The sequence below is a fragment of the Sinosporangium siamense genome, from assembly GCF_016863435.1.
Lineage (GTDB): Bacteria > Actinomycetota > Actinomycetes > Streptosporangiales > Streptosporangiaceae > Sinosporangium > Sinosporangium siamense.
Map to the genome: position 1 here is coordinate 40,441 of NZ_BOOW01000013.1, position 25,625 is coordinate 66,065.

At 69.0% G+C, this 25,625-nt stretch carries 18 protein-coding genes; 13 read left to right on the top strand and 5 right to left on the bottom strand.

All coding sequences use genetic code 11. From position 1 onward, the window contains the following. The first annotated feature begins 77 nt into the window (after nucleotides 1-77). The 6 genes from Ssi02_RS10880 to Ssi02_RS10905 all read left to right on the top strand — a co-directional run bounded on the left by Ssi02_RS10880 (nucleotide 78) and on the right by Ssi02_RS10905 (nucleotide 7,629). Nucleotides 78-2,093, top strand: a complete 2,016-nt coding sequence (locus tag Ssi02_RS10880; RefSeq protein WP_204024452.1) for an APC family permease — start codon at nucleotides 78-80, stop codon at nucleotides 2,091-2,093. A 431-nt stretch (nucleotides 2,094-2,524) separates the two neighbouring features. Further along, the gene (locus tag Ssi02_RS10885) at nucleotides 2,525-3,766 is read left to right on the top strand and encodes a class I SAM-dependent RNA methyltransferase (RefSeq protein WP_239128793.1); all 1,242 of its coding nucleotides are present in this window, start codon (nucleotides 2,525-2,527) and stop codon (nucleotides 3,764-3,766) included. Nucleotides 3,767-3,939: 173 nt separating this feature from the next. Further along, nucleotides 3,940-4,482 carry a helix-turn-helix domain-containing protein gene (locus tag Ssi02_RS10890; RefSeq protein ID WP_204024454.1) on the top strand — a complete coding sequence of 181 codons (543 nt, stop codon included), beginning with the start codon at nucleotides 3,940-3,942 and terminating at the stop codon, nucleotides 4,480-4,482. A gap of 377 nt (nucleotides 4,483-4,859) precedes the next feature. Then, on the top strand, nucleotides 4,860-5,705 hold the full coding sequence (locus tag Ssi02_RS10895; protein ID WP_204024455.1) for a peptidoglycan-binding protein: 846 nt from the start codon (nucleotides 4,860-4,862) through the stop codon (nucleotides 5,703-5,705). A 41-nt stretch (nucleotides 5,706-5,746) separates the two neighbouring features. Beyond that, entirely contained in the window at nucleotides 5,747-6,643 is an 897-nt protein-coding gene (locus Ssi02_RS10900; protein WP_204024456.1) for a peptidoglycan DD-metalloendopeptidase family protein, read from the top strand. 35 nt (nucleotides 6,644-6,678) lie between these two features. Continuing rightward, on the top strand, nucleotides 6,679-7,629 hold the full coding sequence (locus tag Ssi02_RS10905) for a SpoIID/LytB domain-containing protein (protein WP_204024457.1): 951 nt from the start codon (nucleotides 6,679-6,681) through the stop codon (nucleotides 7,627-7,629). A gap of 66 nt (nucleotides 7,630-7,695) precedes the next feature. On the opposite strand, the gene Ssi02_RS10910 is transcribed toward Ssi02_RS10905, so the two are convergent. Next, the gene (locus tag Ssi02_RS10910) at nucleotides 7,696-8,598 is read right to left on the bottom strand and encodes an NBR1-Ig-like domain-containing protein (RefSeq protein ID WP_204024459.1); all 903 of its coding nucleotides are present in this window, start codon (nucleotides 8,596-8,598) and stop codon (nucleotides 7,696-7,698) included. A 309-nt stretch (nucleotides 8,599-8,907) separates the two neighbouring features. Between Ssi02_RS10910 and Ssi02_RS10915 the strand changes: the two genes are divergently transcribed. Beyond that, a complete protein-coding gene (locus Ssi02_RS10915) occupies nucleotides 8,908-9,171 on the top strand; it encodes a hypothetical protein (protein WP_204024462.1) in 264 nt (87 codons plus the stop codon). A 256-nt stretch (nucleotides 9,172-9,427) separates the two neighbouring features. Here Ssi02_RS10915 and Ssi02_RS10920 read toward each other — a convergent pair whose 3' ends face one another. Next, complete coding sequence (locus Ssi02_RS10920; protein WP_204024464.1) at nucleotides 9,428-10,273, bottom strand: glycoside hydrolase family 18 protein; 846 nt, start codon at nucleotides 10,271-10,273, stop codon at nucleotides 9,428-9,430. Nucleotides 10,274-11,213: 940 nt separating this feature from the next. Further along, nucleotides 11,214-12,290, bottom strand: coding sequence for an NADH:flavin oxidoreductase/NADH oxidase (locus Ssi02_RS10925; RefSeq protein ID WP_204024467.1), 1,077 nt, complete (start codon nucleotides 12,288-12,290; stop codon nucleotides 11,214-11,216). 90 nt (nucleotides 12,291-12,380) lie between these two features. Here Ssi02_RS10925 and Ssi02_RS10930 point away from each other — a divergent pair, with 90 nt between their 5' ends. From Ssi02_RS10930 to Ssi02_RS10945, 4 genes are all read left to right on the top strand, one after another. Further along, nucleotides 12,381-12,695: an ArsR/SmtB family transcription factor gene (locus Ssi02_RS10930; protein ID WP_204024468.1), complete on the top strand. Its 315-nt coding sequence runs from the start codon at nucleotides 12,381-12,383 to the stop codon at nucleotides 12,693-12,695. 137 nt (nucleotides 12,696-12,832) lie between these two features. After that, nucleotides 12,833-14,281: a 3' terminal RNA ribose 2'-O-methyltransferase Hen1 gene (locus Ssi02_RS10935; protein ID WP_204024469.1), complete on the top strand. Its 1,449-nt coding sequence runs from the start codon at nucleotides 12,833-12,835 to the stop codon at nucleotides 14,279-14,281. Continuing rightward, on the top strand, nucleotides 14,268-16,892 hold the full coding sequence (locus Ssi02_RS10940; protein WP_204024470.1) for a polynucleotide kinase-phosphatase: 2,625 nt from the start codon (nucleotides 14,268-14,270) through the stop codon (nucleotides 16,890-16,892). Before Ssi02_RS10935 ends, Ssi02_RS10940 begins: the two co-directional genes overlap by 14 nt. A 168-nt stretch (nucleotides 16,893-17,060) precedes the next feature. Then, nucleotides 17,061-18,470 (top strand): sugar porter family MFS transporter, encoded by a 1,410-nt coding sequence (locus Ssi02_RS10945; RefSeq protein WP_204024471.1) that lies wholly within the window; start codon nucleotides 17,061-17,063, stop codon nucleotides 18,468-18,470. Nucleotides 18,471-18,528: 58 nt separating this feature from the next. Here Ssi02_RS10945 and Ssi02_RS10950 read toward each other — a convergent pair whose 3' ends face one another. Both Ssi02_RS10950 and Ssi02_RS10955 read right to left on the bottom strand, forming a co-directional pair. Further along, nucleotides 18,529-19,929, bottom strand: coding sequence for an HEXXH motif domain-containing protein (locus tag Ssi02_RS10950; RefSeq protein WP_204024473.1), 1,401 nt, complete (start codon nucleotides 19,927-19,929; stop codon nucleotides 18,529-18,531). Then, nucleotides 19,926-21,014 carry an FxsB family cyclophane-forming radical SAM/SPASM peptide maturase gene (locus Ssi02_RS10955; protein WP_239128794.1) on the bottom strand — a complete coding sequence of 363 codons (1,089 nt, stop codon included), beginning with the start codon at nucleotides 21,012-21,014 and terminating at the stop codon, nucleotides 19,926-19,928. Before Ssi02_RS10955 ends, Ssi02_RS10950 begins: the two co-directional genes overlap by 4 nt. Before the next feature lie 384 nt (nucleotides 21,015-21,398). Here Ssi02_RS10955 and fxsA point away from each other — a divergent pair, with 384 nt between their 5' ends. Together fxsA and fxsT are read left to right on the top strand one after the other, a co-directional pair. After that, nucleotides 21,399-21,590 carry an FxSxx-COOH cyclophane-containing RiPP peptide gene (fxsA, locus tag Ssi02_RS10960; protein WP_204024477.1) on the top strand — a complete coding sequence of 64 codons (192 nt, stop codon included), beginning with the start codon at nucleotides 21,399-21,401 and terminating at the stop codon, nucleotides 21,588-21,590. Nucleotides 21,591-21,823: 233 nt separating this feature from the next. After that, nucleotides 21,824-25,621 carry an FxSxx-COOH system tetratricopeptide repeat protein gene (gene fxsT, locus Ssi02_RS10965; protein ID WP_204024478.1) on the top strand — a complete coding sequence of 1,266 codons (3,798 nt, stop codon included), beginning with the start codon at nucleotides 21,824-21,826 and terminating at the stop codon, nucleotides 25,619-25,621. The last annotated feature ends 4 nt before the right edge of the window (nucleotides 25,622-25,625 follow it).

A 25,625-nucleotide genomic window follows, 5' to 3' on the forward strand; every position in this document is an offset into this window, starting at 1 on the left:
CGCTTCACCGAGTGCCGTGTCGGTGCGGCGCAAGGTGAGGGCTAGCATCGTCACTCGTGGTAAAGGTGACCGATCTCATGAAGCGCCTTTTGGTCGGGCGGGCGCTTCGGAGCACGCAACTCCATGAGCAACTCCTACCCAAACGCATCGCGCTCCCAGTCTTTGCCAGCGATGCTCTTTCCTCGGTTGCTTATGCACCTCAGGAAATCCTTGTCATCCTCTCGATCGCCGGACTTTCCTTCTACCACTACAGCCCATGGGTGGCCGTCGCCGTCGTTGTGGTCATGCTCACCGTCGTGGCGTCCTACCGGCAGAACGTGCACGCCTACCCCAGCGGGGGCGGCGACTACGAGGTGGCCACCGTCAACCTGGGGAGAAACGCCGGGCTGACCGTGGCCAGCGCGCTGCAGGTCGACTATGTGCTGACCGTGGCGGTGTCCGTGGCGAACGGCGTCGACTACGTGGGCGCCGCGATCCCCTGGGTCGCCGAGCACAAGCCGCTCGTCGCGATCCTCATCGTGGTCTTCCTGACCGTGATCAACCTTCGGGGCATCAGAGAGTCGGGGGCGGCTTTCGCCGTACCGACCTATCTGTTCATGATCTCGGTGCTGGGACTGGTCGTCTACGGCGCGTTCCGGGTGTTCGTCCTGGGGGACGAGCTGCGGGCGCCGACTGCGGACTACGACATCATCCCGGAGCAGACCAACCTCACCGCGTTCGCGGCGGCGCTGCTTATCCTGCGGGCTTTCTCGTCCGGCTGTGCCGCGCTGACGGGTGTCGAGGCCATCAGCAACGGGGTTCCGGCCTTCCGTAAACCCAAGAGCAAGAACGCGGCCACCACGCTGCTTCTGATGGGCATGATCTCCGTCACGATGTTCGTCGGGATCATCTCGCTCGGCCTCGCGTCCGGCGTCAAACTCGCCGAACCCGCTCATGTCGCCACCGGGGTGCTCATCAACGGCCAACCGGCCGGGCCTGACTACTACCAGCAGCCGATCATCGCCCAGGTCGCCGATGCCGTCTTCGGCGGCGGGTCCTTGCTGTTCTTCGTGATCGCCGCCGTCACCGCGCTCATCCTCTTCCTGGCCGCCAACACCGCCTTCAACGGTTTCCCCGTGCTCGGGTCGATCCTCGCCCAAGACCGCTACCTGCCGCGTCAGCTCCACACGCGCGGCGACCGGCTCGCCTTCAGCAACGGCATCGTCATCCTCGCCGCCGCGGCCTGCCTGCTGCTGTGGGGCTTCGACGCCGACGTCAGCCGGCTGCTCAACCTCTACATCGTCGGCGTGTTCGTGTCCTTCACCCTCAGCCAGATCGGCATGGTGCGCCACTGGACCCGGCACCTCGGCGAGGAGACCGACCCCAAGACCCGCGCCCGCATGAAGCGCTCACGCCTCATCAACGGCTTCGGCGCCATCCTCACCGGCACCGTGCTGATCGTGGTGCTGGTCACGAAGTTCATCCCCGGGGCCTGGATCGTCTGCGTGGCCATGCCGGTGCTTTTCCTGATGATGAAGGGCATCCGCCGCCACTACGACAACGTGGCCGCCGAACTCGCCGTGCCCGACGGCGCCGAGATCGAGGAATCCACCCTCCCCGCACGCAACCACGCGATCGTGCTCGTGTCCAAGGTGCACAAACCCACCCTGCGCGCACTCGCCTACGCCAGAGCCACCCGCCCCTCCACCCTGGAGGCCATCACCGTCGGCGTCGAGGGGGAGGCGTCCAGGGCCCTCCAGCGCGAGTGGGAGCGGCTCGGCATCCCCGTGCCCCTCAAGACGCTCGACTCGCCCTACCGGGAGATCACTCGGCCGATCCTGGAATACGTCAAGACGCTGCGGCGGCGGTCGCCTCGTGACGTGGTGACGGTCTTCATCCCCGAGTATGTGGTGGGGCGCTGGTGGGAACATGTGCTGCACAACCAGAGCGCGCTGCGGTTGAAGGGCCGGTTGTTGTTCCAGCCGGGGGTCATGGTCACCAGCGTGCCTTGGCAGCTTGAGTCCTCCGACCGCCTCAAGGGCCGCCCCGAACCCCACGCCCCTGGCGCGGTCCGCCGCCCACCCCGTAAGGAGGACCAGCAGGCGGAGAAGTGACGGTGGGCACGGTGACCGCGGACGGCCTATGCCGCCTGGGTACGGTGCCCCCGGGCGGCCTTTGATCCCTGTGTCTCCTGGGTACGGTGCCCCCGGGCGCGGCGTGACGTGCGGAGGCCGGTCCAGGCTGACCTGGGTGCTTCGCCGGTTCCCCAGGAGCCGGCAGAGTGCCGTGCTGCGCTGGGCGCCTTGGCGGTGTCTCCTGGTGTCGTCAGTTCAATGTGGGCGTCGCCGCGAAGCAGCGAGGATTGACCCTTGCCCCGTTGCGTCGTTGCCCCGGAAGGCAGCGAGGTGAAATGACCTTCGTGGCTGTGCCGTACCCCGATCGAGGGGGACATACGGTGAGACGGAAGGGTTGGCGGCGTGATCCCGGTACGCTGACACGGCGTCGCCGACCGGGCACGCCCTTGGTCATGAAGGATCGTAATAAAGTGCGAGTTGAGCTTTCTGTCGGTGCCGTCGCCCATGGTGGCTGGTGTGTGGCGCGGCACGAGGGGCGTGTGGTGTTCGTGCGCCACGCGCTTCCCGGGGAGCGGGTCGTCGCCGAGGTGACCGAGGAGACCAGCCGTTTCATGCGGGCGGACGCCGTGGAGATCCTGGAGCCCTCACCCGACCGGGTGCCGGCGCCCTGCCCGTTCGCCGGGCCGGGCCGTTGTGGGGGGTGCGACTGGCAACACGCCGACCTGGCCGCACAGCGCAGACTCAAGGCCGACGTGGTGGCGGAGCAGTTCCGGCGCCTCGCCAAGATCGAGCGGGACGTCGTGGTGGAGGAGTTGCCCGGTTCGCCCGACGGGCTCGGCTGGCGCACCCGCGTGCAGTTCGCTGCGAGCCCCGATGGGACGCTTGGGTTGCGCCGCCACCGATCCCACGACATCGAGCCTGTGGACGCCTGCCTGATCGCCCACCCGGAGCTGGAGAAGGTCGGCGCCGAACACAAGAACTGGCGCGGAGCCACAGGCGTCGAGGTGATCGTTTCAACCCGCGGCGAACGAGCCGTAGTGATCACCCCCCGCCACCGCAAGACGGTCGCCGTGCCCGACCTCGACACTCCGGTTTCCGTGCTGGTCGACGAGGGCCGCGGACGCACCCGCGCGGTCAAGGGCGCCGGCATCCTCCACGAGCGCGTCGGCGGGCGCGACTTCCAGGTCACAGGCAGCGGATTCTGGCAGATCCACCCCGAGGCCGCCGCCACCCTGCTCGACGCCGTGCTTTCCTTTGCCGACCCTCGACCCGGCGAGTGGGCCCTTGACCTCTACTGTGGCGTAGGCCTGTTCGCCGCCGCCCTAGCCGAGGCCGTCGGCCCCGATGGCGCGGTCTTCGGCGTCGAGTCCGAGACCACCGCCGTCCGCGACGCCCGCCGCAACCTCCGCGACCTCCCCCAGGCCCAGGTGGAACGGGGACGCGTGGAGGACGCCCTGGACCGCTTCGAGATCGAACGCGCCGACCTCGTGGTAGTCGACCCACCCCGCTCCGGCCTCGGCCGCGACGTGGTCACTCGCGTGGCGGACCTCCGGGCTTCCCGCGTCGTGTACGTCTCGTGCGACCCTGCCACGTTGGCCCGCGACGTAGCCTGGTTCGCCGACCACGGCTACACCCTTGAGGGTCTACGGGCTTTTGACGCCTTCCCGATGACCCACCACGTGGAGATGGTTTGCCTGCTGGTCAGGGCTTGATCGAAAACCCTGGATGGGCCCTGACCAGGCAAATCGTTTCGTAGTGTTTCCTGGTGTCGCACGGTGTTTCAAGATCATGACGCACGAGTGACGCACGATCATGGTCCGAAAGTCGAGCGGATGCCCTGAAGGGGCTGCTCGTCCGGCTGCGGCCCGGAGCGATGATCGGTACGGTGATCGGCCATGACCTCGCGTTCGTCACTCGCGAGGCAGGGGGACGGGAGCCGCTGATAGTCGAGTTGGTGCACGCTTCGGCCACTCGACGGCTGATGAGTTTGAAGGCGGTGGGCCGGACCCGGGGCGCTGCCTCCGACCCGGGACGGGAACTCTTTGAGCGCGCCGGCTTCGCCGCTCGTCCCGTGTTCCGCACGGATCCGCCCGCCATGCGCTCGTGGGAGGAACTGGGCGCGTGGACGCTGCTCCGCGGGCGGGAATGGAGCCTGGAGACCGTGCGCGAACTCAGCCCGGGCGCTGCGGAGCTCGCACGTGAGCCGGAAGGAATGCTCGCGCGAACCTGGCTCGCCTATCTGGACTGCAATCGCGATGCGCCGCGCACCCGCGCCCGGCTCCACATCCACCGGGCCACCCTCTACCACCGGCTGGGGCGCATCCGGGAACGCGCCGGCGACGAGGTGATCGGCGATGGGTGGGCGACGAGCTCCGCACATCTCGCCTTACGGCTTTGGGCCGCACACGCTAACGGCGCCACACGGTGAGGTTGAAGGTGATGTACTCCGGCTCCTCCACCTTGTCGGTCACCATGAGCAACGCGATGGCGTAGGGGGAGGTAACACACAATCGCGGTGTCGGCCACCCGGGTCGTCGGCTTCTTGGGTAGCCCGGCGGGCAGACCTCGGCGGTGAAGGTGCGGGTCGAGGTTGTGTGCGGCCGACGCTGCCGCAGAGGTTGTCAGGGGCACTCTCACCAGTGGAAACTCCCGTGGACGCGATCTGTCAGATGACGCGTACGCCTGTACGGAAAGCCTGTTGGACAGGCTGACAACACCGAACTTCTTGCGGACATGTACGCAATCCGGAACGTTGACTTCCGCCGCGCAGGAATCGCCCCCCAACGCCTGAAGCCAGGAGTAACGATGAAGCTGCCCTCGTGCGCCGCTGCCCTAACGGCAGCCGCCCTGTTCGCTCCGCTGATCGGAGCGTCCGGGATGTCGGCGGCACATGCGGCCGACGTCCGAGCACTTCCGAGTGTGAACATGGAAGCTCTGATCAAGGCAGCCCAGATCGATCCGCGACGGCCTGACACCACGGTCACCCCGGGCGCCAAGGCCAGTGTGCTGCTCGTTGAGCAGGCGCTGCGCGACCGGCGCTTGCTCGACGCGAAGTGGGTGGACGGTTACTTCGGCAGCACAACGGTTACCGCCTACGCGAAGTACCAGAAGTCCCTCGGCCACACCGGTCTCAACGCCAACGGCCTGCCGGGCAAGATGTCGCTCACCGGGCTCGGAAGCGGCCGCTTCAAGGTCACCAACGTCGTCGAGCCAGGCACCCGGGTGTCCACCGGCGGGTTCGTCATCAACACCCGCACGCGGAGCATGCTTGCCGAGGCGAAGCGGCTGCTCCGCCGCGACCTCAAGCTGGATCAGGGTTCGTACAACCCTGGCGGCGACCACACCTCCGCCGGCACCCACGACGGCGGCGGCGTGGTTGACATCTCGGTAGAAGGGATGAATTCCGCCACCCGCACCGCAGTCGTTCGCGCGTTGCGCCTTGTCGGCTTCGCCGCATGGGTGCGTAGCCCCCGGCAAGGCAACTGGCCGTGGCACATCCACGCCACCGCGATCAGCGACACCAGCCTCTCCAGCCAGGCCCAGCACCAGATCGGTGACTACTACCTCGGTCTGAACGGGCTCGCCAACCGCGGCCCGGACGACGGCCCGAAGGTGACCATCCGCACCTGGGAGGAGTATCAGCGCCGCTGACTCCGCCCCACCCCAGGCTCCCCATATAACAGGAGAACAGCATGACAACGCTCACCAAGATCCTCACCGCGGCGTCCGCCGCGATAGTGCTCGGCGGGACGGCACTCGCCGCCGCCGGCCCCGTTTCGGCCGCGGGCCGCGACGGCATCTGCCAGGCCGGCGAGTTCTGCTACTACTTCAACAGCGGCAACCAAGGGTCGGTCTCGGACTTCACCGGATCGGTCGGCGACTACGCCACCGCGCAGCCCACCTGTTACGACTTCAAGGGCCCCGGCCAAGGCAAGGGCAAGTGCATCAAGAACTCCGCCGCCTCCGTCTGGAACCGCAGCGGCAAGACCGTCCGTGTTTACTTCAACAGCGGCCACACCGGCGCCTACCAGGATTTCGCCGCGGGTGCCAAGGGCAACCTGAACCCCACCCTTAAGAACCAGAACGCCTCGCACCAGTTCAGCCCGTCGTCGTCATCGCCCTCGCGCGGTGCCATGTCGTTCTCGCTGTACACGGCCGCAGGCACGATCACCTGCGGCTTCGACGGTTACAGGTCCACCCCCGGCCGGCACGAAGGCATCGACATCACCCGAGGCGTGGGTGCGAATGTTCACGCCTTGGTGGCAGGTAAGGTCATCAACCTTGTGCGCGGGAGGACCGGCAGGGCGGGACTTTCCACGATCGCCGTTTACAACGCCGGATTGAACAAGACGGTGATCTATCTGCACGCCGCTCCGCTGTCCTCCTTGCGTGTGGGCCAGCAGGTCAGCCGAGGCCAGGTCATCGGCAAAGAGTCGTGGCATGGGGTGTCGAGCAGGTCATCCGCGCACACCCACGTCGAGATGCGTCCCGGACGGTACACGCGTGCGGCCAAGAGCGTCGGCGACCCACACTTGGAGAACCCGAACCCGACCTCGTTCTGGAACTCCCAGGGCTACAGCGTCCGATAACGCACGACGGCCTCTAGCAAATGAGAAAGACAACTGTGCTTCCACGAAAAACCGCATGGCTGGTCTCGCGCCTCACCGCGGCGACCGCCGCGATAGCGATCGGCGGGACGGCACTCGCCGCCACCACGCCCGCTTTAGCCGCGGGCCGCGACGGCATCTGCCAGGCCGGTGAATTCTGCTACTACTTCAACAGCGGCAACCGGGGATCGGTCTCGGACTTCACCGCATCGGTCGGCGACTATGCCACCGCGCAGCCCACCTGCTATGACTTCAAGGGACCCGGCGAGGGTAAGGGCAAGTGCATTAAGAACGCCGCCGCCTCCGTCTGGAACCGCAGCGGCAAGACCGTCCGCGTTTACTTCAACAGCGGCCACACCGGCGCCCACCAGGATTTCGCCGCGGGCGCCAAGGGCAATCTCAAGCCCACCCTCAAGAACCAGAACGCCTCGCACCAATTCCTGACCTCCGGATCGCCGACCGGGTGCAAGACCGACGGCACGGACACCAAGCTGCCCACGACGATCCTCGTGTACCGGAAGTCCCTCAATCGCGTGGAGCGGGTGGAGTTCAAGACCTACGTCAAGAACGTCCTGCCCAACGAGTGGGTGTCGAGCTGGCCTGCGGAGTCCCTCAAGGCCGGCGCGGTGGCCGTCAAGAACTTCGGCTGGTACTGGGCGCTGCACTCGAACCGCAAGACGGCGAGCGGCCAGTGCTTCGACGTCTACGACCACACGTCGAGCCAGGTGTATAAGCCCGGCTCCGCGAAGGCTGTGACGAGCGCCGCGGTGGACGCGACATGGGGAACCCGGCTGACTCGCAACGGGAAGATCTTCCGGGCGCAGTACTGCGCTACGACGACGGCGTGCGGCAATTGGCGGGACGGGGACTGGATGTCGCAGTACGGCTCTCGCGACAAAGCCCGAGCGGGCTGGAGCTACTCCAGGATCCTGCAGAACTATTACACGGGGATCGCTCTTAGCCGCTGAGCTCCCTGAGATCGTCTGACCCTGGTTCCCCGTCGTGCCGTGCACGGCGGGGAGCCGGCGTTTGAGCTATCGTCCGTCGACGATGATCTGGAAGTTGACCGGCCGGCTTCCGGGGAACACAACGGTTCCCGAGGCGTCCACCATCTTGAATCGCACGTAGCACAAGCCCGGCACATTCGGTGTGGTGATATCGGTCCGGATGTCGACCATCTCGCCGGGCTGCGTCTCCTTGATCGGCACGTTGGACTTGGTCTGGCATTGATCAGCGTGCTGCGTGGGGTCGAGGCGCCGAAGCGAGTATCCCTTCCACGGCACGGTCCCGGCGTTCTCAAGCCGCCATACCTTGGTCATGGTCGTGCCGGTGCCGACGCGCGTGCAGTCGGGGAGCGTGACGTCCGTGATGAACACGGCCCTATCGCCCTTGTATAACGGCGGGGCCGGAGACGGGTTGGACAAGCGCACCGGGCAACCAACCGGGGACAGCACGTGCGATGGGCTGCCGGCCGAGGGGTTCAGGCTGGATCCGTCGGCCGTGGAACCGCGATTGACGACGGCCACGACGAGAACCACTGCCCCGATGGTGACAGCCGCTGTCGCGATCGCAGCCGTGCGGCTCAGCCGGAATCGCCCTCCGCTCCCCTGAGGAGGGAGCAGAGGCTGGATGTCGCCCACGATCTCGTCGCGCGGACGGTCCAGCAAAGTGTCCGTGCCCACCGAGCTGTCCGCGCGGATTGAAGGACCCACGGCGCTCGCCGACCTGACCGTCCGGTTCGCTCTCTCCCAGCGTTCTTGATAGGCGGACGGGTCCGCGCCGCACGCTTTGACGAACTCGACGGTTGTTTCCCAGCTCGGGAGCCGATTGCCCTTCGTGGCTTCATGCAGAGTTGTGTGGGAAATTGCCCCCGATCGGCCGGACATCTCCCGAAAAGGTGGGTTTCCGACCGAATTACGCAGTTCCCGCAGGGCCACCGCGAAGTCCTCGATCGCCTCCGCACATGCACGCCTGTCGTCCACCGTGCGAAGCTAACAGCACCCAAGGTCCGCACTCAACCCAAACCTGGATCGGATTCACGGGCAAGGATCGGCGGGTGGTCAGGTTCGTCGGAGCGACGCGAGATGCGGGCGTGGCGGGCGCCCTGTGTGTCAACCGGCCAAGCGCGGGATTGCGTTCCCGACACGCCGGGCAGGTGATGGGATCGGTCGCTGCCCCTCCCCGCCGGTGTCCTGTTTCTGCCGGCACGGCTGCTGGTTCCGTGGCTTGTTCAGCAGGTAGATCTCGTGGCATTGCGCACCCTGCCAGCTGTGAACCATGCCTATGCTGGCCGCATGCCGTACATCGAGGACCGAGTGTCCAGCGTCGAGGCCGACATCGCCGAGATCAAGGATGACATTGGCGTTTTGAAACGTTCAGTCGCCGGGCTGGAGAAGAACTCCGCCTTGATGCGCGACGATATCGCCCACCTCAAGGCCGGCCAGATCGAGATCCGTGATCTGTTGGCGCGGTTGGTGGTGGGCGCGGAAAGGGTCGAGCCCGTGAAATAGCGCCTGTGACGACGAAGCCCCGGCCGCCCTGGCCGGGGTTTTTGTGTGCTGGCTTTGCTCGTTGGTGAGGTCGCGCTGCGGCATCGGTGTGAGTCGGGTAACCCCGTGCGAACTTGAGCGTGGGCATCAAGTCCCGATCCCAGGATGCATGGGCATCGCTCTTCACATGCGGATGGCTGCTCATGAGAGTGCGCAAGCTCGGGTACGGCGTGAGCTTCGCTGGCGACGTGAAGTGGGGGAAATGAGGTCGGGCAATCTAGTCCGGCTGGTCGCTGAGGGTTTGGAGGACCGTGGGAGGTGGGGTGGGGCCGCGGAGGGAGAGCCAGGGCTGGTGGTGGCGGTGGGTGTAGGACGCCAGGGTTTGGGCTTGGCTCTTGGTGAGGTCGCGGGAGTGGGTGAGGACCGGGGTTAGGGCCAAGTGGTGGCGGGTGGTGGTTTCGTCTAGGGCCAGGGCGGTGCTGATGTGGGTGACGGCGCGTTGGATGGTGTGGCCGGTGCCTTGGAGGCCGGTTGATTTGAGGGGGATCAGCAGGTTGACGGCGTCTATGCGGGCGCCGGCTTCTCGGGTGGCCTTCAGGGTGGCTCGGTGGGAGGGGGTGAGGCCGGAGGAGGTCAGGGGGAGGGTGAAGCTCACCCATAGGGGGCGTTGTTGGGCTCTGAACTCTTTTTGGAGGGTTGCTACGGCGCGAGCCCGTTTTCTGGTTGTGGTGGGGGAGGGGATGGCGGTGGGTTCGAAGTCCAGGTGGGTGAGGTTCCAGCGGGACAGGGTGTTTCGGTAGGCGGCGGTCAGGCGGGATTGGGTTTCGCAGGTTGTGGCGGGGTCGGTGCCGTGGGGGCCGCCTATGGAGGCGCCGGCGCGGGCGCCTGTGGTGCGGAGGCGGTTGAGCCTAATGGTTGGGGTTTCTCCGCCGGTGGTGTTTTTGCCCCCTGGCGGGCGGGAGGTGCTGCGCCAGGTGAGCCCGCATCCGTCGGTGGTTGAGGTGAGGTGGCCGAAGAGGAACCAGGTGGCTCTGGTGAGGCGCATCGTGTCGACCGGGCGGAAGCGGGCGGTGTCGGTCATGTTGACGAAGGCCATGAAGCCTGAGGGGTGTTCGTCGTCCATCGAGGCGGCTCCGACCGGACCGCTTTGCCTCGGGAGGGTGGGGGTGGGGGCGGGGGAGGCGGCTATTGGGCGGCGAGTCGTGGTTGGGCGGGGCGACCAGCTTTGGTCGGCCTTGCCGGGGAGAAGCCATAGTGCGCCGCTGGTGGCCAGGACCAGGAGGAGGGCGGCGGCGTAGACCAGTGGCCGGGGCGGGATGCCGTCGCTCAGGGCTTCGGGGGGAGGGCCCGATGTGGGAGCCGGTGGAGGGGGAGGTGCGGGCGACCTCGGTGGCGCCGCCGCCGGTGGTCGTCGTCTTTTGCGGGCTCTTCTTGCCGGGCGTGGTGGTGTCGACGTCGGCACGTCGTTCACCGGAACGGTGGGGATTTCCGGTGGAACCGGGTTGTGGACCGGAGGTGAGGCGACCGGGTTCGCCGTTGTGTGCTCCGAAGGGGGCGCGGCCTGTCCCGGTGGTGTCGTCAGCTGGCCCATGAAGGCCGCGACCTGCCCCGGCGAGCTGGAGTCGCCTGCCACGTCGGCATATGGCGACTTGAGGTGCCCGCCGGGGAGGGCCGCGGGCGGCTCCGGGTGTCCGCCCGAGCCTGGGGCCGGTGGGCTGGGGTTGTGCTGTGGCGGGGCGGCGGACTGTCCGCCCGGGCCTCGCTCCGGGGGTTGCCCGGACGTGTGGCCGGTGGCCAACGGAGTGTCGTCTGTCACCGGCATCCTGTCCGCCTCTCGCCACGAGAGCCGATCGCTTAGGGTGCAGGGTCGGCTACGGTGCGCACCGGGAGCTTGAACGTTAGCAAGCAAGTCCCCCGCACTGGAAGTGATCGGCAGATGTCGTCCGAAGCGCCCCGATACTGCGTGTTTTGTGCCTGGGGCCTCGGCACGGGTGCCGCATCCTGTCAAGGGGGATGTGTCCGTAACCCGCGGTCAAAAGGCCCTCACGCCGGGAAAACGACCCTCAGTAAGCCCGGTGATACGGGTCCGGGCGCCGCACCTCCGCGCCGAGGGCGCGGGCGGCCTCGTGGGGCCAGTAGGGGTTGCGGAGGAGTTCGCGGCCGAGCAGCACGGCGTCGGCGTGGCCGGAGGCGATGACGTCCTCGGCCTGGTGCGGGTCGGTGATCTCGCCGACGGCGCTGGTGGGGAGGTCGGTCTCGGCGCGCACGCGGGCGGCGAAGGGCACCTGGTAGCCGGGGCCGTTGGGGATCTTCACATCGGCCACGTTGCCGCCGGTGGAGACGTCGAGGAGGTCGACGCCGTGGGCGAGGAGCTCCTTGGCGAGGCGCACGGTTTCCTCAAGTGTCCAGCCTTCGCCTTCGGGCAGCCAGTCGGTGGCGGAGACGCGGAAGAAGACCGGCAGGTGGTCGGGCCAGACGGCGCGCACCGCCTCGACGACCTCCAGTGCGAAACGGATGCGGTTCGCGAACGTCCCGCCATAGGCGTCGGTGCGCCGGTTGCTGTGCGGGGAGAGGAACTGGTGGATGAGATAACCGTGGGCGCCGTGCACCTCCGCGACCTGGAAGCCGGCCCGGACGGCCCGTACGGCGGCCTGGGCGAAGTCGGCGACGACGCCGTCGATGTCGTCACGGGAGAGTTCGGCCGGCGTCGGGTGAGCGGAGTCGAAGGCGATGGGGCTGGGGGCGACCGTCGTCCAGCCGCCTTCGGCGGCTGGGAGGGGGGCGCCTCCGCGCCACGTCTTGTCGGTGGCGGCCTTGCGGCCGGCGTGGGCGAGTTGTACTCCGGGCACAGTGCCTTGCTGGGACAGGAACTCGTTGATCCTGGCAAATGCCGCCTCTTGTCGGTCGTTCCACAATCCAAGGTCGAAGGGGGAAATGCGGCCTTCGGGGGAGACTGCGGTCGCCTCGGTCAGGATCAAACCGGCACCGCCGACGGCCCGGGTGGCGAGGTGGTTGTAGTGCCATTCGAGAGGTACCCCGGCCTCCGGGCCATCGGAGATGGCCGCATATTGGCACATGGGTGCCATCCAGACCCGGTTGGCGATCGTCAGTGATCGCAGGGTGAGGGGGGAAAAGAGCATGACGTCCTCCTAGGCTTGTTCGATGGATATCGTAGTACGACAATCATCGAAATACGAAACTCGTCGTATTATGGGTGGACAGGAGGTGCGGTGAGAGTTCTGGATCATCCAGAGGTCGGCGAGATCCGGCTCGAGTCCGTGCTGCATGCCCTGGCCGATCCCATACGCCTGCAGATCGTGCGCTTCCTCGCGCAGGCCGCCCGTGGTGTGTCCTGCTCGGAGATCGAGCTTGAGGTCAGCAAGTCCACCGGGACCCACCACTATCGCGTCCTCCGCGAGGCCGGTGTCATCAGCCAGGTCTATCGCGGCACCGCGAAGTTCAACGCCCTCCGGCGCGACGACCTGGACACGCTCTTCCCCGGCCTGCTCGACAGCGTCGTGTCCGCGATCGCCGCCAGGCGGTAGAGGAGCCGGCAGACAACGAACCGGCTCCCTTCGGTGTCCGGTGGTTACCCGGCATGTCGGCCAAGCATCACAGACATGGCGACGTGTCCGAAAAATCTTGATGCGACCGTAGAACGGCTTGCTGCACACTTGGCTGGGTGTTGCTGACGATCTCCACAACCCACACACCGGCCACGGACCTGGGTTTCCTTCTGCATAAGCACCCCGACAGGGTGCAGGAGTTCGCCCAGTCGTACGGCACCGCCAGGCTCTTCTACCCCGAGGCGTCGCCCGACCGGTGCACAGTCGCGCTGATGCTCGACGTCGACCCGGTAAGACTGGTCCGCTCCCGAGGGAAGTCCTCCCCCGACTTCGCCCTCTCCCAATTCGTCAACGACCGCCCTTATGCCGCGTCCTCCCTCCTTGCGGTGGCGATGGCGGATGTGTTCCGCACCGCGCGGGCGGGTCGTTGTACGGCGAGGCCAGAGCTGGCCGCGAACGGCATCCCGCTGGAGATCGTGCTGCCTGCCCTGCCATGCCGCGGTGGGCCTGAGCTCGCGCACCGGTTCTTCGAGCCGTTGGGCTGGGACACCGAGGCGACAGCCGTACCCCTCGACGAGGGTTTTCCCGAGTGGGGCGAGTCCCGTTATGTGCGGCTGCGGCTGCGTGGGGAAATGCGGCTGGCCGATGCGATCAACCACCTTTATGTGCTGCTGCCCGTCCTGGATGACGCCAAGCATTATTGGGTCGCGCCCGACGAGGTGGACAAACTCATCAAGGCGGGCGGCTCATGGCTGGCCGCGCATCCCGAGCGGGCCTTGATCACGCGGCGCTACCTGGACAGGCGCTGGACGCTGACCCGCGCCGCGCTGTCCAGGCTGGCCGAGCTCGGGGACGACGTCGAGGAGGAGCTGGAAGCCGTTCCCGAGGCGGAGGTCGAGGAACTGGCCGCCGCGGCGGAGAACACGGAGCCGCAAAACTCCGAGGAGGAGCCGGTCCGGGTTCCGCTGGCGAAGTTGAGGCGGAACGCCGTACTCGCCACCCTGGAAAATTTGGGGGCCCGCACCGTGATCGACCTCGGCTGCGGATCGGGCCGGCTGCTGGGCGAACTGCTCGCCAAGCCGGTGTTCACGAAGGTCGCCGGCTCCGACGTGTCCGCGCACGCGCTGACGCTCGCCGCGCGCCGGCTGAGGCTTGATCGGATGCCGGACGCGAAACGTGCGAGGCTGGAGATATTCCAAAGCTCTCTGACCTACACCGATCCGCGTTTCGCGGGATATGACGCGGCGGTGCTGGTGGAGGTGATCGAGCACGTCGATCCGCCCCGCCTGGCCGCCGTGGAGCGCGTGGTGTTCGGTACGGCGAAGCCCCGCCACGTGATCGTGACCACGCCGAACGTGGAGCACAACGTCCGCTACGAGAACCTGACCGGGCTCCGCCACCCCGACCACAGGTTCGAGTGGACCAGGGCGGAGTTCGCCGCCTGGTGTGCGGGTGTGTGTGAGCGGTACGGCTACCGCGTGGCTTTCGAACCGGTGGGCGAGGACGACCCCGAGGTCGGCCCGCCGACGCAGATGGGGGTGTTCACCGTTGATGGAGACGACTGAAGGACCGGACGAGACGGAGAGTAAGGCCAAGACCGAGGCAGAGGTCGAGGTCGAGGCCACGACCGAGGCCGAGGTGGAAACCAAGACCAAGACCGAAGCCAAGGTCAAGACCGTCAGTGTGCCCGCCATGTCGCTGGTCCTGCTGGTCGGGGTGTCGGGCAGCGGCAAGTCCACCCTGGCGCGCAAGCTGTTCGCCCCCACCCAGGTGATCTCGTCGGACTTCTGCCGCGGCCTGGTGTCCGACGACGAGAACGACCAGAGCGCTACCCCCGACGCCTTCGACGTGCTCCGCTACATCGTGAGCACACGCCTGCGCCGCGGCCTGCTGACCGTGGTCGACGCGACGAACGTGCAATATGAGGCCCGCAAGGAGCTCGTGAGCCTGGCCAAGAGCCACGACGTGCTGGTGGACGCGATCGTGCTCGACGTGCCGGAGCAGGTCGCGATCGAGCGCAACGAGCTCCGCCCGGACCGCGACTTCGGCAAGCAGGTGATCTTCCGCCAGGCCAAGGACCTGCGCCGGTCGATGCGGAGGATCGACCGGGAGGGTTTCCGCCGCGTGCACGTGCTGCGCGGCGCGGACGAGGTCGAGGCCGCCGAGCTGGTGCTCGAGCGGGCGTGGAACGACCGGCGCGAGCTGACCGGGCCGTTCGACATCGTGGGTGACGTGCACGGGTGCCGCGCCGAGCTGGAGGAGCTGCTGTGTTCCCTCGGCTGGGAGCTTGAGCGGGACTCGCGCGGCCGGGCGGTCGGGGCCAGGCATCCGCTGGGCCGTACGGCGCTGTTCGTGGGCGATCTCGTCGACCGGGGGCCGGACACGCCGGGTGTGTTGCGGCTGGTCATGGGCATGGTCGCGGCCGGGACGGCGCTCTGTGTGGCGGGCAACCACGAGCAGAAGCTGGTGCGTGCCCTCAAGGGGCGCAAGGTGCGTGTCGCGCACGGGTTGGCGGAGTCGCTGGAGCAGCTCGCCGCCGAGGAGCCGGAGTTCGGCGCGGCGGCCGAGGCGTTCATGGACGGCCTGGTCAGCCACTACAGGCTCGACGGCGGGAAGCTCGTCATCGCGCACGCCGGGTTGAAGGAGGCCTACCATGGCCGGGCCTCGGGCCGGGTGCGCGCGTTCGCGTTGTACGGCGACACCACGGGCGAGACCGACGAATACGGTTTGCCGGTGCGTTACCCGTGGGCCGACGAATACCGGGGCCGGGCGATGGTCGTCTACGGACACACGCCGACCCCGGAGCCCGAGTGGGTCAACAACACGATCTGCCTCGACACCGGCTGTGTCTTCGGCGGCAAGCTGACGGCGCTGCGTTACCCGGAGCGTGAGCTCGTCTCGGTGCCGGCCGCGCAGGTCTGGTACGAACCGGCCAAGCCGCTGGCCGCCGCCAAGCCGCGCCGGCGCGACCCCGCGGTGCTCGACATCGGCGACGTCGCGGGCACCCGCTGGCTGGAGACCAGGCACGGCGGCCGGGTGAAGATCATGGAGGAGAACGCCGCCGCCGCGCTGGAGGTGATGAGCAGGTTCGCGGTCGATCCGCGCTGGCTCGTCTACCTGCCGCCGACGATGGCCCCGCCGCAGACCTCGAACCGGGAGGGCTACCTGGAGCACCCCGACGAGGCGTTCGGGGAGTTCCTCGCGGCGGGCGTCACCGAGGTCGTGTGCGAGGAGAAGCACATGGGTTCGCGGGCGGTAGCCGTACTCGCCCGCACTCCCGAGGTGGCGGCGGCGCGCTTCGGGGTGGACGACGGGTCGGCCGGGGTCGTCTACACGCGGACGGGCCGCCCGTTCTTCGCCGACAACGGCGAACTCGTCGATCGGCTGCGGATCGACCTGGCGCCGCTGTTCGAAGAGCTCGGCTCGGACTGGATGGTCCTCGACTGCGAGTTGCTGCCGTGGTCGGCGAAGGCCGAGGGGCTGATCCGCTCGCAATACGCCTCGGTGGGGGCGGCGGCGCGGGCGGCCCTGCCGGAGGTGCTGAACGTGCTGGAGGCGGCGGCGGGCCGCGGGCTGCCCGTGCAGGAGTTCGCCGGCGCCGCACGCCGGCGGCTGGACAACGCGGTGCGGTTCCGCGACGCCTACGCGCGCTACTGCTGGCCGGTCGAGGGGCTGTCCGGGGTGAGGCTCGCGCCGTTCCAGATCCTCGCGTGTGAGGGGCGGGCCCCGGCGATCACCGAGCCGCACTCGTGGCACCTGGACCTGCTGTCCCGGGTGCGGTCGGAGCTGATCGCGCCGACGCGGCACCTGGTGGTGTCGCCGGCGTCGGAGGAGTCGCGGGCGGCGGCGGTCGAGTGGTGGACGGAGCTCACCGAGTCGGGCGGGGAGGGCATGGTCGTCAAACCGATGTCCTACACGCCGGGCCGGGTGCAGCCCGGGGTGAAGGTGCGCGGGCGCGAATACCTGCGCATCATCTACGGCCCGGATTACACCGAGTCCCTCGACACGCTGCGTGTGCGGTTCCTCGGCCGGAAGCGGTCGCTGGCGCTGCGCGAATACGCGCTCGGGCTGGAGGCGCTGTCCAGGCTCGCCGAGGGCGAGCCGCTGTGGCGGGTGCACGAGCCGGTCTTCGGCGTGCTCGCCCTGGAGTCGGAGCCGGTGGACCCGCGCCTCTAGCACCCGCATCTCAAAAACAGCGAGTGTACGGCGGGAGCTGCGCCCTTGGACCCGGTCCGGGGGCGCCGGTTCGCTTGGTGGGTGACCTGCGGGAAGGTCGAGGGAAGGATTGTCGGAGCTCACCCGGGTAGATAGAGCCCACCTGTCTCGCGAGGGAGAGAACCACCCATGGAGGGATCCCCAGCCGCAAAAGGGCATCAAGAGCACCTCAGCCATGTCGTCTTCATCACCGCCGCGGCCGCGATCGGCGGCTTCCTCTTCGGCTACGACTCCGCGGTGATCAACGGTGCCGTCACGGGCATCGAAAGGCACTTCCAGGTCGGCCCCGTGCAGATCGGCGCGGTCGTCGCCGCGGCCCTGCTGGGCTCGGCGGCTGGCGCGTGGTTTGCGGGCTCACTGGCCGACCGGTGGGGCCGGATCCGCACCATGCAGACGGCTGCCGTGCTGTTCGCGGTCAGCTCCATCGGGCAGGCTCTGCCGTTCGCCCTGTGGGATCTGACCGTCTGGCGTGTGCTCGCGGGCGTCGCGATCGGCATGGCCTCGGTCATCGGCCCTGCCTACATCGCCGAGGTCGCCCCGCCGGCCTACCGGGGGCGGCTCGGGTCGTTTCAGCAGCTCGCGATCGTGCTCGGCATCGCGGTGTCGCAATTGGTGAACTACGTGTTCGCGCGGCTCGCCGGGGGCGACGTCAACCACGAGATCCTGGGGTTGCAGGCGTGGCAGTGGATGCTCGGCGCCTGCCTGGTCCCTGCGGTGCTATACCTGATCTTCGCGTCGGTCATCCCCGAGTCGCCGCGCTTCCTGGTCGCCGTGGGCCGGCGGGAGAAGGCCAAGAAGGTGCTCGCCGAGGTCGAGGGCGACTCGGCTGACCTAGACGCCCGGATCGGCGAGATCGAGGTCGTGCTCAAGAGCGAACACCGCCCGCGCCTGCGCGACCTGCGCGGCCCCTCCTTCGGGTTGCTGAGCATCGTCTGGATCGGCATTGCGTTGTCGGTGTTCCAGCAGTTCGTCGGCATCAACGTGATTTTCTACTACTCGGCCTCGTTGTGGCAGTCGGTCGGCATCAACCAGAGCGACTCCCTGCTGATCAGCTTCTCCACCTCCATCATCAACATCGTCGGCACCTTCATCGCCATCGCGCTGGTCGACCGGGTGGGACGCAAACCGCTGCTGCTCGTCGGCTCGGCGGGCATGGCCGTGTCTCTCGCGACCGCCGCCTGGGCCTTCAGCGCGGGTGTCTCCGACGGCGACGCGGTCACCCTGCCCGCCCTCGAAGGCGTGGTCGCGCTGGTCGCGGCCCACGTCTTCGTGTTCTTCTTCGCCCTGTCGTGGGGTGTCGTGGTGTGGGTGCTGCTGGGGGAGATGTTCCCGAACCGCATCCGCGCCGCCGCCCTGTCGGTCGCGGCGGCGGCCCAGTGGATCGCCAACTGGCTGATCACCGTGTCGTTCCCGAGCCTGTCGGCCTGGAACCTGTCCGGGGCCTACGTGGGGTATTCGGGGATGGCGGTGTTGTCCTTCCTGTTCGTGTGGTTCTTCCTCCGTGAGACGAAGGGCAAGAAGCTGGAGGAGATGGGCTGAACGGGCAGGTCCGCTCAGCCCGCAGACAGCGTCGCGTTCGAGGAAGCCGCAGGAAGCCTCAGGGCAGGGGAGGATCGGCGGCTCGCGCGCGGCGGGGTTTCCAGCGTTCGCGGTGATCACGCGCGAGGCCGGCCGCCGTGCGGGCGGCCTCGGGCGGCACCGGGTCGTCCAGCCACGACTCCAGCACTTCCCGCATGCCCGCCGCGAGGCGTTCGCCCGGGGGCAGCAGCCGCCCCGCGAGCAGCCGGGAGACCGCCAGCGCGCCGTCACGCCACCTCACGTACTCGACGTGGGCGTGCACCCGGGCCGCCGCATTCCGTTCCACATGCCGCTGCACCCGCCAGAACCGTGCGATCCCCAAATGCGCGTATGCCCCGTGCAGCAGCCCGTCGACCGGCCGCGGATCCGACCGCCACGGCGCGTAGAACCGCTCGCCGGTGTCGGGCGGCGCCAGCTCGAACAGGTCCATCAGCGCGTTCAGCTTCGAATGCTGCACCTCGTGGACCAGCGTCACCGCCGTGCCGGGCGCGTCGACCGGCACCGACAGGGCTATCGAGCCGAAGGCGTGCCGTGACGAGGCGCTGACCTGGATGCCCGCAGGCCCGGCGACCGGGGTGAGCACCCCCGTGACCGCCAGGCACTCCTCGGCCGAGCCGGGGTGGTGCCGCCGCAGCAGCTCCACGGCCTCGGCGATCGTCTTCCACCAGTGGCCGGTCTCCCGCGCCGCCAGCCGGGGCCGCAGCCGCACTCCGGGCGGGAAGCGGTCGGGGTCGACGTCGTCGAGCACCAGGGTGGCCGCGCCGGCTCGGCGCCGGCTCAGCCCGAGCCAGCCCTCGCCGTTCACGCGCACGGTGCGGTGCCCGCCCACCAGGCGTGTGCCGTACGGACCGACCCGCACGGCCGCGTGCCGCCCGCCGACATGGGCCGCGCCGAGGCTGGGCAGGGCCGCGAGACCGCTCCGCACGGGCACCTCCCCGGTGAAGCGCTCCCCGAGGCGTGCGGCGCAGGCCGCCACAAGGCCGGCGAGCCGGGCGAGTGCGGCCGATTCCCCGCGTGTGGTGAGTGCGCTCAGCGTCCGCCACGCCCACACGCCGACGGCGGGGTAGGCGAGCACGTCGTCCACCACGCCGGGTGACCGCCGGTGGGCTCGCGCCAGCTCCGCGTAGAGGTCGCGTGTGGTGCCGTCGCCGGCTTCCTCCACGATCGCCCGCAGCAGCAGCATCCGCTTGCTCCGCTGCGCCCGCGCCAGCACCCCGAGCGCCTCCACGCCGCCTCCACCCCGCGCCAACGCGTCGAACGCGGCCACGGTGAGGCGGTGCGCGGGCAGCACCCCTGCCCCGCCCTGCGCCCTCCCCGGCGGGGGCGCCGGCCGGAGGGCCTCGCTCAGGGCCGGCACTGTGGACCCGCCCGTGCCCGCTCCGAGGAGCGGCACGGGTGAGCCCGGCCGCGCTGCGTTCACGGGGCGGCTCGCAGGCCGGCCAGGTCGGCGGTCAGACGGCAGCGAATGTGGCTGATCAGCCGGAAAAGGTCGGGGCAGTAGACCGACGGGTTGTCGAAACCCTCGCCCGCGCGATAGCGGTGGGGGTGGAGGCCTCCGCCGCAGACCCGCACGATGCGGCACGCGCGGCAGGCGGGGGAGAGTAGCCGGGCCGCCGGAAGAGCGGCGTCGAAGGGGTGGGCCCCGACGTTGAGGCCGGTGTCCGCGGCCCCCTGATAAGCGGATTTGAGAATGTCGCTCCGCCCGATCGCCCCGTCGGTGTCCACGGTGACATAGCGGGTGGGGCCGAGCCCCACGTCTTCACGCCGCGAGACGCCGCCGAGCAGTACGTTGACGATCTCCTCGAACAGCCGCACCCCGGTCTCCCGGCGCGGCGCGCAATACCAGCGGTCGAAGACCGCCGTCAGCCAGTCGCCGTACGGCGTCGCCGCCGACCCTGCCTCCCTCCCCGGCGGCGGACGCGTCCAGTTGCCGTGCGGAAGGAGAAAGTCCACCCGCGGCGGCGAGTACGGCAGAAGCGCCTCATAGGTGGACACCGGATCGTTGGCCAGGTCCACCGTGCAGAGCAGCCCGCCGAACAGCGCGGGCCGGGCCGACAGTAGCCGCAGCCCCTTGGCCACCGCCGCATGGCTGCCCCTGCCCCGGGCGTCGACCCGGTGCCGGTCGTGGGCCTCGGCGTCGCCGTCCAGGCTGACCCCGACACGCACGCCGAGCTCGTCGAACAGGTCGAGGTGGGCGCCGGTGAGCCGGACCGCGTTGGTCTGCAGGCGGACGTCGACCCGGGTGGCGACCGCGTCCGCCGCCTCGCGGACGCGCCGGACAAAGTGGCGGATGCGCCCGGGGCCGGCGAGCAGGGGTTCGCCGCCGTGGAGGACGACGCCGACCTGGGGCAGCGCGTGGGCGGCGGCGTGTTCGGCGATGCGCTCGGCGGTGTGGTCCATGGTCGCCGCGGACATGACGGCGGGCTGGGACCGCCACCCCTGGTCGGCGGATCGGTAGATGTAGCAGTGGTCGCAGGCGAGGTCACATCTGCTCGCGATCTTCACGACGAACTGCTGAAAGGGGAAGGGCTCTACCGAGATACCACCTTCAGGGATTGGCACCGCTACGCGCTCACTCCGAGTGTTTGTGCGGGGTAGTGCTCTAACGATACCTATATCCCCAAAACATAGTTTGTCGCGTCAAGTTGCGTCAATATAGAACTTGTCGGGCGTTCGTGATAGGACGTTCAGTGGGCATTTCCGCGTGCGGACCGAAGCGCGGCAGGTTGCCGCCGGCCGGGCGCTCTGTCGTCTTGGGTGGGGGCCACGGGAAAAATGCTCGTTGTCCGAGTTGCGTCTCAACGGATTCAACGGCCTTACCGCCTTTGTTCGAGCTCCTCAGACGGACGGCAGGGCTCGTGGACGGGAGGGTGAGCGGTGGAGTCCGGAGTGACCTCTCCCGAGGTCGAGGGGGAAGGCAGGGATCTCCGCTCGGATCTGGTCGATCTGAGCGGCATCGACCTGAGTGCTCTCTCCGAGTTGCCTGACACGGCATTGTGCGAGGCGCTGCGGAGAATCCGGCGGGAAGCGAGTGCCGGTTCGCTCCTGTGCTCGCTTGAGGGATTCGTCAGTTCGATCTAAGGGAACTTGTGAAACACCCTCACCCACGATGAGGGTACTTATACTGGTTTCGTATGCTTCGCTCCGCCGTACTTCGTGGTACTTCTCAGCACTCGTGAGTGCTCGTGAGTATGGATGTCTAGTTGGATGTCTAGGCGTTTCTTCGGTTTCACCGAGCCGGTTACCGAGGCGCCGGAGGTCGATATGGATCGTTTGGTATCGCTGATGATTCTCGGCGTGGAACGGATACCCCGGTGGTGACCAGGACAGGCGGTGCAGGTAGCGGCATTATCATCTCTTTCCTCTCCTACGGCGGGGGAGCCGGCCAGACGGCGGCGGTCGCGAACATCGCCTGGATCCTCGCCGCCGCCGGGCAGAAGGTGCTCGTGGTCGACAGCAGGGCCGAGGCCCCCGCGCTCCACCGCTACTTCGCCCCCTTCGGCCGCCCGCTCGTGATCAGGGACCGCCCCGCCGACCGGGGCGACCCGCTGTCGGCGACCGTCCGCCTGGACTGCGACCCGCCCTCGCCGGAGGGCCGCGTCGACTACCTCGGCCCCGCCCTGCCCGAGCCCGCGCCGGGGATCAGGGGGGAGAGCCCGCGCTTCGACTGGGCGGTGTGGTCGCGCCGCCTCCCCGAGCTCCGGCGCAGACTGATGGCGGCCGGCTACGACTATGTGCTCGTGGACGGGCCCGCCGGCGGGGGTGACGCCGCCGTGGCGACCGCCGCCCAGCTCTCCGACTCCGTCGTGCTCTGCCTGTCGATGACGCCCGGCGTGATCCTCGGCAGCGGCGCCCTGGCGCGGCGCATGCTGAGCAGGCGGTTCGAGGTGCGCATCCTGCCGGTGCCGATGGGGGTGGACGACCGCGACCCGCAGGGACTGCGCCGCGCCAGGCTGCTGGCCCGCGAGCGGTTCGCCGCGATCACCACCGGCGGACCGGCGGTGCTGGGCCAGATCGAGGTGCCCTACCTGCCGGAGTTCTCCCACGACGAGAAGCTCGCCGTGCTGGTCGGCGGATCGCAGGCCGCACCGCTCGTGCGCGCCTACGAGCTGATGACCAGGGCGATCACCGACGACCGGGTGCGAACGGCGAACTCGCCGAGCGACGTGCTCCGGGAACGTTACATCCGCGCCCTCGACCACGCCTTCCCCACGCTCCCGCGCGCGGTCTCCATCGTCTACGCGCCGCGCGACCGCGTGTGGGCCGACTGGTGCCGGGGGCTGCTCGGCGAGCACGGCGTGCCGACCGAGATGGTCTCGGTGATGCCGGCCAGGACGCTGCCCGCCGTCGAGGGCGGCCGCCACCTCCTGCTGATCTCACCCGGCCGGCTGATCGGCCTCAACCGGACGCACGTGGACGAGCCGCCGGGGGCCCAGCCGGGCGGCGGAGCCCAGGTCAGCCGCACCTTCGCCGTGTTGATCGACGACACCGAGCCGCCGGAGTGGGCCGCCTCGATCGACCGCATCGATCTGCGGGAGGTCAAGGAGGAGCAGGCCGAGGAGTTGCTGCGCAAACGGCTCGGGCTCACGCCGTTCCAGGAGTTCGGGCCGTCGCAGGGCACCCGTTTCCCCGGCGGGGTGAGGCGTGGCGGCACGGCGGAGGTCGGGGCGGCCCGGCTGCCCTTCCCTCCCCGATATGCCGGATTTGTCGGGCGAGATGGCTTTTTGGAGGAGATGCGGGACAACCTGGCGCCCACCACACTCGCCCAGGGGCCCTACTACCTGCGCGGCGCGGAGGGCGTCGGCAAGAGCCAGCTCGTGCTCGAATATGTCTACCGCTTCGCCTCCGACTACGACATCATCTGGTGGATCCCCGGCGGCTCACGCAACGACATCCGCAAGGGGCTCGCCGACCTCGCCGTCACCCTGCAGATCCCCTCCAGAGGCGACGGGGCCAAGGCGATGCTCAAGGCCCTCGACGTCGAGCCCGCCCGCTGGCTGCTCGTCTACGACAACGTCGGCGACATCGCCCACCTCGACGGCCTCCTGCCGAGCTCGCGCGCCGGCCACGTCATCGTCACCCTGACCTCCACCGACCCCGAGAGCCCCGGCGAGCAGGTGCCTCCCTTCGAGCGGGAGGAGAGCGTCGCCCTGCTGCGCCGCGTGGTCCCCGCGCTGGACCCGGCGGGCGCCGCGACGGTGGCGCGAGCCGTACACGACGTCCCGCTCGCCGTCGAGCTGGCCGGGGCGTGGATCGGCGAGGACGCGCGGTGGCGGCGCTATCGCAACATCGGCGAGGGCGAGGCGGCGGCACTGGCGGTGACGAGGTTCCGCGAGGAACTGGCCCGGGAGGACGGCGCATCCTCGCGGGACGACTCCTCCGACATCAGGGCGATCGTGCGGATGGCCCTCAACGTGCTGAAGTTCCGCCGGCTCAGCGCCGGGGTGATCTGGATGCTCCAGCTCATCACCTTTCTCAACCCCGCGCATATCTCGCTGCGGCTGCTGCGCTCCTGGCCGGTGCTCGACGAGCTCGCCCGCTTCGGCGAGGGCCTCGACGACCCGCTGATGATCGACGCCGTGCTGGCCAAGGCCGAGTGCTACGGGCTGATCGAGGTGCGCTGGGGCAAGGACCCCGCCGTGCACACCAACGCGCTCATCCAGCGGCTGATCCGCGAGGAGATGACCGAGGAGGAGACGAGAGTACGGCAGGCGCAGGCGTTGCGTGTGCTCGCGGCGCACGCCTATCCCCGGTTCGACCCGACCGACGACGCGCACAAGGCGGTGTTCGAGGAGCTGTGGAACCACCTGCGCCCCTCCGGCGCGCTCACCAGCACCGACACCCGCGTGTGCGACTGGATCCTGAACCAGCTCCGCTACCTCTACAACACCAGCAGAGGCAGCCGGCTGGAGGCGGGCCGCGAGATCGGCGCCGAGGCGATGGCGGTCTGGACCCGGCACGCCGAGACCAGGGAACTCGTGCCCGACCTGCAGGTGCTGATGGCCAACCTCCAGCGGGCGCTCAACCGGTGGGACGAGGCCCACGCGCTCGACCTCGGCGCGCTTGAGACCCTGCGGTCCCGCCACGGCCTGCGCAGCGCGCGCACCCTGGCCGCCAACCGCGGCTACGCCGCCGACCTGCGCGCCCTCGGCCGCTTCGACATGGCGGCGGCCGAGGAGCTCTCGATACTGCTGGTCTCCCGCTATCTGTTCGGCGACGACCACGAGCAGACCCTCGCCGCCGCCAACAACTGCGCCCTGTCCGCCTATCTCGCGGGAAACGTGCACGAGGCGCTCGACCTCGAACAGCAGACCTACGCCAGGCGGGTCCGGCTGTGGGGCGCCGACTCCTACTGGGCCCGCTGGAGCGGCTGCAACGTCGGCGTCTACCTGCGCGAACTCGGGCGCTACGAGGACGCGGAGGAGTGGCTGCGCAGCGTGCGCGAGAACGTCGGCGGGATCGGCGGCGCCACCCTCGACGTGGCCCGGCTGCGGCTGGACCGCAGCCTCGCCGCGACCTACCGCCGCCTCGGCCGCAAACTGGGCGACCCCGCCAAACTCGACCAGGCCCGCACCCTGCACAGCGCCACCCTGGAGGGGCACCGGGCGCTGTTCGGCGCGGACTACTCCTCGACGCTCGCCTGCACCGCGGGCTACGCGTGGACGCTGCACGCCGTCGGGGCGCACACGGCGGCCGTCGAGTACGGAACACTCGCCTACGAGGGCCTCAGCCGTACCGCCAACCCGTTCGCCATGGTCGCGGCGGCCAACCTCGCGGTCTTCCGGCGGGCCGTGGGCGACAAGGCCGCCGCCCGCGACCTCGGCGGGGAGGCGCTTGAACACCTGGCGGAACGCCTCGGCGACCTGCACCCCTACACCCTGGCGGCCACCGTCAACCACGCCGGCACGCTGGCGGTCCTGGGCGATCACACCGGGGCGCTGCGCCTCGACCGCGGTGCCTGGGAAGGCTATGTCGCCCGGTTCGGCAGGGACAGTCCGTACGCCGCGATCGCCATGGCCAACTACGCCGACTCGCGCAGGCTTAGCCTGGGGGAGCCGGGCGCCGGCCGGCATGTGCGATCGGACATCGACATCGAGGTGCTGTGGTTCTGAGCAC